General features: G+C 53.0%; 12 protein-coding genes. All 12 read right to left on the reverse strand.

The window, feature by feature from the left end; all coding sequences use genetic code 11:
• Positions 1-15: 15 nt before the first annotated feature.
• Positions 16-507, reverse strand: coding sequence for an acetolactate synthase small subunit (gene ilvN, locus PHH49_01565; protein MDD5487632.1), 492 nt, complete (start codon positions 505-507; stop codon positions 16-18).
• A 21-nt stretch (positions 508-528) separates the two neighbouring features.
• The gene (ilvB, locus tag PHH49_01570) at positions 529-2,226 is read right to left on the reverse strand and encodes a biosynthetic-type acetolactate synthase large subunit (GenBank protein MDD5487633.1); all 1,698 of its coding nucleotides are present in this window, start codon (positions 2,224-2,226) and stop codon (positions 529-531) included.
• Positions 2,227-2,449: 223 nt separating this feature from the next.
• The gene (gene alr / locus PHH49_01575) at positions 2,450-3,586 is read right to left on the reverse strand and encodes an alanine racemase (GenBank protein MDD5487634.1); all 1,137 of its coding nucleotides are present in this window, start codon (positions 3,584-3,586) and stop codon (positions 2,450-2,452) included.
• A gap of 1 nt (position 3,587) precedes the next feature.
• The gene (gene tsaB, locus PHH49_01580; GenBank protein ID MDD5487635.1) at positions 3,588-4,271 is read right to left on the reverse strand and encodes a tRNA (adenosine(37)-N6)-threonylcarbamoyltransferase complex dimerization subunit type 1 TsaB; all 684 of its coding nucleotides are present in this window, start codon (positions 4,269-4,271) and stop codon (positions 3,588-3,590) included.
• On the reverse strand, positions 4,259-4,723 hold the full coding sequence (gene tsaE, locus PHH49_01585) for a tRNA (adenosine(37)-N6)-threonylcarbamoyltransferase complex ATPase subunit type 1 TsaE (GenBank protein MDD5487636.1): 465 nt from the start codon (positions 4,721-4,723) through the stop codon (positions 4,259-4,261). Before tsaE ends, tsaB begins: the two co-directional genes overlap by 13 nt.
• A 23-nt stretch (positions 4,724-4,746) precedes the next feature.
• The gene (locus PHH49_01590) at positions 4,747-5,643 is read right to left on the reverse strand and encodes a thiamine-phosphate kinase (protein ID MDD5487637.1); all 897 of its coding nucleotides are present in this window, start codon (positions 5,641-5,643) and stop codon (positions 4,747-4,749) included.
• On the reverse strand, positions 5,640-6,701 hold the full coding sequence (mtnA, locus tag PHH49_01595) for an S-methyl-5-thioribose-1-phosphate isomerase (GenBank protein MDD5487638.1): 1,062 nt from the start codon (positions 6,699-6,701) through the stop codon (positions 5,640-5,642). Before mtnA ends, PHH49_01590 begins: the two co-directional genes overlap by 4 nt.
• A 27-nt stretch (positions 6,702-6,728) precedes the next feature.
• Entirely contained in the window at positions 6,729-7,826 is a 1,098-nt protein-coding gene (locus PHH49_01600; protein ID MDD5487639.1) for a CPBP family intramembrane metalloprotease, read from the reverse strand.
• Position 7,827: 1 nt separating this feature from the next.
• The gene (locus PHH49_01605; protein ID MDD5487640.1) at positions 7,828-9,204 is read right to left on the reverse strand and encodes a YchF/TatD family DNA exonuclease; all 1,377 of its coding nucleotides are present in this window, start codon (positions 9,202-9,204) and stop codon (positions 7,828-7,830) included.
• The gene (locus PHH49_01610; GenBank protein ID MDD5487641.1) at positions 9,201-9,530 is read right to left on the reverse strand and encodes an MGMT family protein; all 330 of its coding nucleotides are present in this window, start codon (positions 9,528-9,530) and stop codon (positions 9,201-9,203) included. Before PHH49_01610 ends, PHH49_01605 begins: the two co-directional genes overlap by 4 nt.
• Before the next feature lie 5 nt (positions 9,531-9,535).
• Positions 9,536-11,104 (reverse strand): methionine--tRNA ligase, encoded by a 1,569-nt coding sequence (gene metG / locus PHH49_01615; protein ID MDD5487642.1) that lies wholly within the window; start codon positions 11,102-11,104, stop codon positions 9,536-9,538.
• Between the two features lies 1 nt (position 11,105).
• Positions 11,106-12,044 carry a stage 0 sporulation family protein gene (locus PHH49_01620; protein ID MDD5487643.1) on the reverse strand — a complete coding sequence of 313 codons (939 nt, stop codon included), beginning with the start codon at positions 12,042-12,044 and terminating at the stop codon, positions 11,106-11,108.
• Positions 12,045-12,215 lie beyond the last annotated feature (171 nt).

Here is a 12,215-nt window from a genome sequence, read left to right on the forward strand (position 1 = left end):
CGCGGCAGGTCATTTTTACACATTTTCCATGTCCGACTGTAAAGCTATCTTTCCCGTACGTACTATTTCCACTATCCCGTAAGGCCTCAGGAGCTCGACAAGAGCCCCCACCTTATGCGCATCGCCTGATTCCTCGACAGTAAGGGTCTTCCTGCCTATATCTATGATCTCGGCTCCGGTGGAGTCGACCACCTGCACTATCTTCTCCCTTACACCGGTATTCTCCGCTTTTACTTTTATCAATATGAGCTCGCGATCGACATATTTCCCGCCGGTAAGGTCCTGTACCCTTATGACGTCTATGAGCTTATTGAGCTGCTTTTTGACCTGCTCGAGTATCTTTTCATCCGCGTCCACCACTATGGTCATACGGGACGTGTCCGGGTCCTCGGTCTCCCCTACCGCCAGTGAATCAATGTTGAACCCACGGGCGGAAAAAAGACCCGCCACCCGGGCCAACACACCGAACTTGTTCTCGACAAGCGCCGAGATAATGAATCTGGGCATTTCTTTTCTCCTGCTTTTTTGTTAGGCCAGACCATGCAACATATTGCTTATGGTCTCCCCGGCCGGGACCATCGGGAAAACGTTCTCTTCCCGCTCGATAATGAAATCCATTATCACGGGTCCCTTTTCCTTAAGCGCTTCTTTTATCGCTTTTTTCACGTTCTTTTTCTCTGAAATCCTTATACCTTTAGCGCCATAGCTTTCCGCCAGTTTGACGAAATCGGGGCATACGGTCGCCGCCTTTTCCGACAGCACCGTCCATGCGTATCTTTTGTCATAGAACAGTTCCTGCCACTGCCGGACCATACCGAGATATCCGTTGTTCAATATGGCTATCTTGACCGGTATCTTCTCGATAACGGCCATAGCGAGTTCCTGGATGTTCATCTGGATACTGCCGTCACCGGCTATATCAAAAACGATATGGTCGGGTTTCCCTACCTGCGCGCCTATGGCCGCGGGGAACCCGAATCCCATCGTCCCGAGACCGCCGGAAGATATCCAGGTCCGCGGTTTCGTGTATGTATAATGTTGCGCCGCCCACATCTGGTTCTGCCCGACCTCCGTAGCGATTATGACATCCTTATCTTTCGTGATCTCACATATCTGCTCGATGATATACTGGGGCCGGAGCTTGTCATCGTTCTTGTATTTAAGCGGGAAATCCCTCTTCCACTCCGCTATCTTGCCTCTCCACGCGGCATAATCACCCTTCCTGGCATGCGCGTTAAGTTCCTTAAGAACAAGCCGCGCGTCGCCGATTATGGGGATATCTACACTGACGTTCTTGCTCACGCTGGACGGATCTATATCTATGTGCGCAATGGTCGCGTTCGGGGCGAACGTATCTATACGACCCGTGACACGGTCATCGAACCTCGCTCCGACCGCTATGATAAGGTCCGCCTCCTGCACAGCAAGGTTAGCGTAAGCCGTCCCGTGCATACCCAGCATACCGAGGCTGAGCGGATCATCCCCGGGGAATGCCCCCAGGCCCATCATCGTGGTAGTGACCGGTATTTCCATCTTCCTGGCCAATTTCGTGATCTCTACATTCGCCCCATCCGAGAGGACGATGCCGCCACCCGCATATATCAGCGGTTTCTTGCTCCTGGTCATGGTCTTAGCCAGTTTTTTTATCTGGCCGATATGCCCTTTATACGTCGGCTTGTATCCTTTCAGGTCCACCGTTTTCGGATACCTGAATTCGGCCTGCTGAAGCTGCACATCCACAGGAAGATCTATGAGCACCGGACCGGGGCGACCCGTCCGCGCTATATGGAAAGCTTCCTTGACCACCTTTGCCAGTTCGTTGACATCCTTTACAAGATAGTTATGTTTTGTTATCGGACGCGTTATGCCGACCATATCGGCTTCCTGAAAAGCGTCATTACCGATAAGCGCGCACTTGACCTGGCCGGTTATCGCGACTATCGGTATGGAATCCATATGTGCCGTAGCTATACCCGTAACAAGGTTAGTGGCTCCAGGCCCCGAAGTGGCCACGCAAACGCCTACTTCCCCGGTAGCGCGAGCGTATCCGTCAGCGGCATGTACAGCTCCCTGCTCATGTCGCGTGAGATGGAAGGTTATGTCCTTATTCCCGAACATCTTATCCGCAAGCGGGATGACAGATCCGCCGGGATAACCGAAAATATGCTTCACACCTTCTTCAACTAGACTTTTAATAAGTATCTCAGCCCCGGTCACCTTAGACATCTCTTCTCCTAATATTAATAGTTATTTCCTATTTATATATATAAAAAAACACGCATAGCTATGCGTTTAATAAGTATAACACAACGAAAACCTTTGTCAAGATTATGCTTATAGGCACCCGGAAAGGCGCCCGGGCGGCATACATATCAGTATAGACAACTTTTCCGGGAGGACCACTGCATATGATATCCGGATATAACCGCCGGTAGCCGGCGGAGCATCTTTAACTTTGATCTATATATATGCGCGGCACACGATCGGTGACGGAAGCAAGTATCTCATACGGTATGGTCCCGGAATGTTTGGCGATCTTTTCTATCGGTATTTCCGAGAAACCCTGCCTTCCGATAAGAACGACCTCATCCCCGACCTGCACTCCCCCTATATCACCCACATCCAGCATGGTCTGGTCCATGGTCACGATACCGACAACTTTCACGAATTTGCCCTTGATCAGGGCTTCCGCCTTGTTGGAAAGTATCCTTCCGTATCCATCCGCGTAACCTATCGGGATGGTCGCTATCTTGGTCTCCTTCTGGGTTATATAAGTACGTCCATAGCTTATGGAACGACCAACGGGCGCGTCTTTTAGATATACGATCTTCGTTTTAAGGCTCATCACCGGACGCAGCTTGAAACTTTTCCGGAAAGCTTCTTTAGGATATACGCCATAAAGCAATATCCCGGTCCTCACCAGATTGAGGTGCGATCTCTTCCAGTCGACCACCGCTACGCTATTGGCGGCGTGTTTATACCTGACATTGATACCCGCCGCCTCGATCCCGGAAAGCACTTTCTCGAAACTTTCTATCTGCATTGTCGTGAACACCTTATCCCGCGCCGCGGACGAGAAATGCGTATATATGCCTTCGAGCTCTATGGACCCTTCTTCCCTGACATTTTTTATGAACTCCACGGCTTCCTCGTGCCACACTCCTATTCTTCCCATCCCGGTGTCGACCTCTATATGCACTTTGGGCCTCACACCCGTTCCCGCGGCGATATCCTTCAACAGGGAAAGTACGCCCAGATCGCATAATGTGACCGTTAGATCGTTCTTTACCGCTATGACCGCCTCTTCCCTCAGTATCGACCCCATTACCAGGACAGGCACCGTCATCCCGGCCTTCCTTATCCTCAGGCCCTCGTCTACCGTGGCCACGCCAAGATAGTTTATCCCGGCATCGACCAACGCGCGACTGGTCTCGACTATCCCGTGTCCGTATGCGTTAGCTTTTACTACCGCCATTATCGCGGTGTCCTTGTCCACAAGCTTACGTATACTCGCGAGGTTCCACCTGAGCGCCCTTAGGTCTATCTCCGCCCATGTAGGTCTGTAACTTTTCCTCTCCATCGTCATGCTATTCACCTTTTTTCAGGGTAATATTGCATTCTTTCGCGTGCAGATACATGGGGTCCACATCTTCGGGTGGATCGAACTCGCCAGCAGCCGCCTTTGCCGCCCCCATCTCTCCGATATGTATAGCTTTGGGATACCAGTCCGCGTCCGGCGACACGTCCTTTATCCCGTTACTATCCAATATATCCCGGTATTTCTCCACGGCATCACCGTAAATGAATACATCCTTATCCACCGTACGGAGAACATCCTCCGCTTTCGCCAGAAGATACCCGGTCACCCTGGTGGACGCGGTGTTTTTCCTTTCATACAAAGCCGTATACACCTTTTCTTTCCTGGCGTCCAGGAAAGGCATTATTTTCTTCTTGCCGGACGGAGCGTTCATCGCGATAGCGTCCATACTGGACACACCGGCTATCTTTATACCGATCGCGGCTGCCAGGCCTTTTGCCGTTGATATGGCTATGCGAAGCCCGGTGAAAGAACCGGGCCCCAGCCCAACGCTCACCAGTTCCACATCCCTTATGTTCCATCCGGACGAGGCCAGTATATCCTTTATGCAGGGTACCAGTATCTCGCTGTGTTTAATACCAACGTCCTCGTGCATGGAGGAGACCACTTTCGCGCCCTCCATGAGCGCAATACTAAGGAACTTGGTGGATGTGTCAAAAGCTATTTGCCGCATATCTCCTCTATCCTGCGAGCGGGGAATTTGCCCGAAACCTTAAAAGTGAACCGCCGTCCTTCCGTGCCGGCATGTTCTATCAGTATCTCCAGCCTGTCCTCGGGAAGCAGGCCCGGGATCTTATCCGCCCATTCCACCACGGTTATGCCGTCACCATAAAAATAACTTTCATAATCAAGCGTATCGACAAGCGCGTCTTCTTCCAGCCTGTACACGTCAAAATGGTAAAGCGCCGTCCGCCCGTAATATTCTTTCATTATGACGAACGTAGGACTGTTGACATAAACATACCCATCCACTCCAAGCCCTTTGGCCAGCCCCTTAACGAACATGGTCTTGCCGGCACCCAACTCTCCCGTAAGCGCGATGAAGTCCCCTTTTTCGAGGACGGACCCTATGCGCGAACCCAGTTCTATGGTATCTTCCGGCGTCTGTGTCTGTCTGGTATACATGAACCCCGCCTTCACGGCCCTTTCTAGATATGCCGGTACCCTTCCATGGCAAGAGGCGAGAAACCGCCCTTATCATCCTTTACGCGCATACCTTCTTTTTTCGCGACCACGCGCCCTATCCTGAAAACACGGCAATTGCCGTATTTCCCCTTTTTCCCGGCCTCCAGTCTGGCCGCGTCATTTTCGGGCACGGTGAACAGCAGCTCAAAACTTTCCCCGTAATACAACGCGTCGGCCAGGTCCAGTCCAGCGGATAACGGTATATCTTTTCCGTCCAGGACCACCCCCACGCCGCTTTCCGCGCATATCCTGCCCATATCCATGGCTATTCCGTCGGAGGTATCTATCATGGCGGTCACCCCGCAAACGGATGTTATGGCCCTGGCTTCTTTGACCCGTGGAATAAAGTCAAGATGCGTCCTCCTGCCGTTCCTGACCGGTCCGGTTATCATCACAACGTCACCTTTACGCGCGCCGGAACGCAAGGTCAATCTTTCTTTTTCCACCTCGCCCAGTATCGACACATCTATAACAAGCCTGCCTGCCCGGTTAGTATCCCCGCCAAGCACGATCACTCCATATTCCTTACACATATCCAGTATACCGTCGTATAAAAGGTCCAACGATCGGGCGGTGGTCCCGCGTGGTATCCCCAGGCTAACAAGCACATATTTAGGGATCCCGCCCATTGCCGCTATATCGCTAAGGTTCACCGCTACGGCCTTCCTGCCGGCCTTTCCGTAACCGCACTCCCTCAAACGGAAGTGCGTACCGTCGACGAGCATGTCCGCCGCCCATAGGATATACTTCCCATCATGTCCCTCGATCACGGCGCAATCGTCACCGATGCCGGCGCGGATACCGCGAGGCGGCCTGCCCGCGCGGGAACGTATACGCTCTATGAACGCGAGTTCTTTCATGCTTTACCCGGCTTTTTTTCGCGGCCCGCCGCCAGTGTTCTTTTTATCTTTTCGGCGTCTGGTCTCTTTATCAGGCCCAGTTCCGTTATTATCGCCGTTATAAGCTTTGCGGGGGTCACATCGAACGACGGATTATGGACATCTATACCCGGAACAGATATATGTTTTCCGCATATTTTCCTCACTTCGTCCGGATGCCGCTGTTCTATCTTTATCCCCCTGCCGGTCCTTGTGGACAGGTCGAAAGTAGATGCCGGCGCGGCGACATAGAACGGCACTTTATGATAAGCGCAAAGTACCGCAAGATTATACGTCCCTATCTTGTTGGCCGTATCACCGTTAGCCGCTATCCGGTCGGCGCCGACAATGACCGCGTCTATCTCTCCGGTCGCCATGACGGACGCAGCCATATTATCCGTTATAAGCACGGCCGGGATACCGGCACTCGTGAGTTCCCACGCGGTAAGCCGTGCCCCCTGGAGCACCGGACGCGTCTCATCGACGTAGACCTTCTTTATCCTGCCCTTGGAGGAATACATCACTCCCAGGGCAGTGCCATATGATGCCGTGGCAAGTCCACCGGCGTTACAATGCGTAAGAAGCGTTGACCCACGGCGTATAAGGACCGCCCCGTTCCTGCCTAACGCCCGGCAGATCCGGTCATCTTCCCGCAATATATCGTGCGCCTCTTTCAGCAGCATCTTTTTTATCGTCCCGACCCCGCGGCCGCTGTTCCTGACGGCCACTCGCTCCATACGCTCAAGCGCCCAGAAAAGGTTCCTGGCCGTAGGCCTGGACCCGGCAAGTTCGGCCACCGCTTTTTTCACATCTTTAAGGAAACCCTCCCCGCTTGACGCCTTACTTCCCCTAACGCCAAGGTATACGCCGTAAGCTCCCGCCACACCTATGGCTGGGGCCCCCCTGACTTTCATCTTCGTTATCGCTTCATATATGTCTTTCAGCGTTCCGCATCTAACATAACGCAATCGAGCGGGCAGAAGCCTCTGGTCCACCAACTCCACATTCCCGTTCTTCCATCGTATGGTCTCAACACACATCCCTGTCCCCTTCACTTCCCCCCCTCGTCACACTCCAAGGCTCCTGACCACGAACACCAGAAGCAGCATCACCAGGTTATGCGTAATATGCACGGTTATCGACGGTATGATGGATCCTGTCCTCTCATACAGGTATGACAATAGCATACCCAGGGCCAGTATGGGCAACAGCCCCACGAGGTGCGCGTGTAATACCGAAAATATCGACGCCGTGACCAGCATCGACGGCAACATACCGAACCTGTTCCTCAAGGCGCTGTACATGAACCCCCGGAAGAACACCTCTTCCGCCACCGGGCCGAACACAGCCGCGAAGACCACCGTGAACCAGAGGATGTAATCGGCCTTCTCCTCCAGGAAAAGCTCTACAATGGGCTGTACCGGCGGCTGGTATCCGGTGATCTTCACCACAACATAAGTTATCATGATCACGACAACAAGTACCGGCAGCAAAGCGACATACCCTGCCAGCCCGTACATCACGGAAACGAACCCATGGCCCGGGGATAACCCGATGGAATCCATCGCCTGGCCGTATTTCTTCCGGATAAAACAATATATGACACCTATCCCGATGATGTTCATGGCGAAGGTATCGAACACCATGCGGAAGTTCTCGTTGGCCAGTACCGGCAGCCATCTCGACAAAAAGCCCAGAAGGATCACTATGGCATATCCCGACGACAGGAATATAAGACCTACCCGCAGGATATCCGATATAGCCCATTTCGCGCGGGGCCTTCCCATGATCTCGATGTCGACCGCCTCGCCCCTGGCCTTCCTGGACAATAAATAGACATCAAGAACAACACCTATGAGTATTATCACCATTATTAAGAGGTTGAGACTGGCGATGAACAGGAAAAGATGCGGGTTATCCCCCGCCAGCGTTTCCAGTTTCCGCTGTCTTTCCTCAACTTCCGCGTCGTCGAAGATACCCTTCTGCCGGGTGGACGACACATCAGCCCCTTCGCTTTCCGCGGGAGCATAAGCCTCTTCAGCCGTCGCGGCCGGGCCCTGCCGGTCCTTTCCCAAAAAGACCAGGATATTGACGGAAAGTATGAACAGGACAAGCAGCACATAGATCCTGTTCTTTCTTATGGCCTCGATCATGCGGGGCATCATGTCATCCTACTACGTTCATTCTTCTCAATCTGAATCTCGCGCCATGTTCCCCGGCTATACGCCGGCAGGCGCCCACCTCTTCCTCACTTATCACATCCACGCACGTAAGCTCCACTTCCAGGCCTTCGGCCAGGCATTCGTCCGCGAATTCCAGAATGGCCCGGTATGTCCCATCCCCAAAAACAGGTTCGCACAACTTCACGTATGTTCCGGCATCGGGCGCGTTAAGGCTTATGGACACCGAGTCCACCAGGCCCTTGAGTTCCGGGGCTATCTTCCTTGAATTTATCAGGTCTCCCTCCCCGTTGGTGTTCAGCCTTACCTTCTTGCCTTTTTTCTTTATCTCCGCGGCCACATCCTTGATCACATCCAGCCTCAAAGTAGGCTCGCCGTACCCGCAAAAAACTATCTCATCGTACCCGGAAATATCACCCATGGCGCTTATCACCTCTTCCGCGGGCGGTTCCGACGGAAGAGCGAGCTTGTGCCCTTTTACATAATCGGAATACTGCCGGGTGCAGAACGAACACCGGTTAGTACACCGGTTCGTTATGTTCAGGTAAAGGGATCCTCTTATTGGATAGGCTATGGAAAAACTCTCCTCCAGGCCAAGTCCGAACAAGCTGTTGGCGTTATGCGATGTTATCCTGGCCATATCAAAGGCGGTATGTCCGTATATTTCGGCATATACGTCGACAAGATACCTGACGTTCGCGGGTTCGTTCCTCTTTCCCCTGTGCGGGACTGGAGTGATATACGGCGCGTCCGTTTCCAGTAAAAGCCTGTCCATGGGGACCACTTCTATGGCCTCGCGTGCCCCTCCATTTCCCGGGAACGTTATATACCCCGCGAAAGAGACATGTAGCCCGAGGGAAAGAAATCCCCTGAGGACATCGATCTCCTCCGAAAAGCAATGCACTACCCCGCCGGCGGCCGGCATCCCCTCAGACCTCACCATCTCCAGCAGTTCCCTCCCGGCGGCACGACTGTGCAGTATCACGGGCCTTTCATACTCCCTGGCCAGGTCAAGACACTCTGACAGAAGCTTCCTCTGGGCTTCCGGCGACGAATAGTGCCTGTAGTTATCCAGGCCTATCTCTCCTATCGCCACTATCTTGGCCTTATTGCCCAGGAGTTCACGCAGGCCGGATATATCATTCGCGGTATATTTGTCCGCGTCATGCGGGTGTATCCCGACCGCGCAGTATATATCGTCGTGCTCAGAGGCAAGCTTGACGGCCTTCCTCGAGCTTTCAAGGTTTATTCCCGGGACCACCATCCTTACCACTCCGGATCCAGCCGCTCTCGCGATAACGGCTTCCAGGTCGTCCTTGTATTCGGGAAGGTCAAGATGGCAATGCGTATCAACCAGTCTCATCTTATCATGCGGCCACCGCCGAATTTCACCCCTTCCTTCAGTAAAAGTTCTTTCTTTCGGGCCACGCCGGACGCGTACCCCCCTATACAGCCGTCGGACCTTATCACCCTGTGGCACGGTACCATGGGAGCGTACGGGTTCGCCGAAAGCGCCCCCCCTACGGCCCGCGTGGCCTTGGGCGATCCTATCCTGCGAGCCACCCACGAATAGGACCGGACCTCCCCGGCCGGTATGTCCATGATAGCCGTAAGCACTTTTTTCTGGAATCCGGTAAGGTAGTTATTATTCTTTATTTTGGCTATATATCCGGTACGACCGTGCGCCATGGGTTTTATTTTATCCTCATAAAAAGCGGTTCGCCTTTCGCGACCTTGACACCCGCCAGCTTGTCCGGTTCCCACTTATCGTATACGGACGGTGAGATATCAGCTTTTATGTCGTCCCCCGCGCCAAGCTGCCGCCACATCTTATCCGCGGTTGCCGGCATGAAAGGCGCGATAGCTATGGCGGTCACGCGAAGCGCCTCCACAAGGTCCGCCATTATAAGTTTTATGGCCTCCATATTTCCCTGTTTGGAATAGTTCCACGGCGCGGACGCCTCGATATATTTATTAGCGCGTCCCACTACGGTCTGCATGACCGTTTCCAGCGCTTCCTGGAGAAGCAGGTCACGCGACAGCATTTTCCCTTTCACGAGCGGTAATATCCCCTTTATCCCGGACCTTAGCTCATTGCTGCGCGCGAGTTGCGCGGGGTCACCCGGGTCCCGTGGCGCCGCCGGCACTACACCGTCGAAATATTTCTCGACCATGGTAAGAGTACGGTTAAGGAGGTTCCCCAGGTCATTGGCCAGGTCACTGTTGTACGTGGCAATGAACGCGTCCTCACTGAAAGACCCGTCCATACCCAGTTTCACGGCCTTTATCAGGAAATACCTCAATGGGTCCACACCGTATTTCTCGATGAACGCGAGCGGATCGACCACATTGCCTTTGGACTTTGACATTTTGTCGGCGCCCATTTTCCACCATCCATGCGCGAACACGGTCTTCGGCAGCTCAAGCCCCATAGCCTTCAACATTATCGGCCAATACACAGCATGGTGGCGAATTATGTCCTTCGCGATCAGATGGAAGTTCGCGGGCCAGAACCTCTCCCGCTCCCTGCCCGAGGCGCCTATCCCCGATACATAGTTGAGCAGGGCATCGAACCACACATACACCACGTATCCCTTATCGAAAGGAAGTTCTATCCCCCAGGACATGCGTTCCTTGGGACGGGATATGCAAAGATCCGTTAATTCCTCCCTCAGGAAACCCAGGACCTCGTTCCTGCGGAATTCCGGCATTATGAATGTCGGGTGCTCATTTATATATTCCAAGAGCCATTCACGGTATTTGCCCATCTTGAAAAAATAATTCTTTTCTTTTATCCTGCCCAGCGGCCTATTGCATTCGGGGCATACGCCGTTCTCGGCCTGTGTATCGGTCCAGAACGTCTCACACGGCGTACAGAACCATCCGTCATACTCGCCTTCCTCTATCTCCCCTTTGTCCCACAATCCCTGGAGCATGTCCTGCACGAGTTTCCCGTGACCCGGATCCGTGGTACGGATAAAATAGTCATTACTTACGTTCAATGACCCCCACGCCTCCCGGAACTTCACGACTATGGAATCCACGAATTCTTTCTCATGGCCCTTTTCCCCGTATTTCGCCAGGCTTACTTCCTCTATTTTCTCACCATACTCATCCGTACCCGTCAGGAAGAATACATCCTCTCCGAGTATCCTGTGGAACCGGGCCAGGGTATCGGCCACTACCTGGGTATAAGCGTGCCCTATATGCGGTTTCGCGTTAACATAATAGATCGGTGTAGTCACATAAAAAGTGCCGGACATTTTACTTCCCTTCTCCTTTTCTTTCCCTGCGAGAGTTCCTATCCCTTTTTCCTTTGTTCTCTTTCTCTCCGGCAGTGGTGTTCCTGTCCCTTTTTCCTTTGTTCTCTTTCTCTCCTGCGGGGGCGTTCCTGTCTTTTTCTCTTTCCCTTTTCACCTGGTCAGCCCTGACATCGCGTATGATACCGTTCTCAAGCGATACGGTAACGGACCGCTGGAGCGGATTGACCGTTATCACCTTCCCTCTCCCGAACTCCGTATCTACTTCTTTTCCCGCCTTGGGCAGCCCCTTGGCGCACTCCTTATAGCACTCATGCTCATACGCCAGGCAACACATCAGCCTGCCGCAGAGACCGGATATCTTGGACGGGTTAAGCGGCAGGTTCTGTACTTTCGCCATCCTTATGGTCACCGGCTCAAAATCCTTCAGGAAGGATTTGCAGCACAACTCCCGTCCACACGGCCCGCACCCACCCAGCATACGGGCTTCATCCCTCACGCCTATCTGTTTGAGCTCTATGCGCACCCGGAAAATACTCGCCAGGTTCTTCACGAGCTCCCTGAAATCCACCCTGCTTTCCGAAGTGAAATAAAAAATTATCTTGGACCTGTCGAATGAATATTCCGCGCCGACCAGCTTCATGGGCAGATTATGCTCACGTATCTTGTTCTCGCATATGTTCAAAAGGTCCTTGGTCTTTTCCCTGTTCTTGGCGATCTGTTCCTCATCCCACGGATTGGCCTTGCGTATGACCTTGCGTAACGGTTGCTCGAGCGACGAGATATCCTCGACGTTCTCATTGGGACAAACTATCTCGCCGTAATCCAGGCCACGATCCGCCTCTACTATCACCCGGTCCCCCGATTCGAACTTCATACCGTTAGAGATAAAGACCTTGATCTCACCGGCTTCCCTTAACTGTACCTGTACTATATCATGCATCAGTAAATCCTCCCGAAGATGAAGCTCCACGTGTATACCCGTGGCTCCTAAATTATCCTCTTTCGCCTACTCTCTGTATACTATCCAGCTACGGAGGATCATCCGCCGTTCCAACTTATAGCGAGATCCGCCGAAGCAATAGTCTCGCGAAGGCGGATAAACACCGTACGG

Source organism: Candidatus Omnitrophota bacterium (assembly GCA_028715965.1).
Classification (GTDB): domain Bacteria; phylum Omnitrophota; class Gorgyraeia; order Tantalellales; family Tantalellaceae; genus JAQUQS01.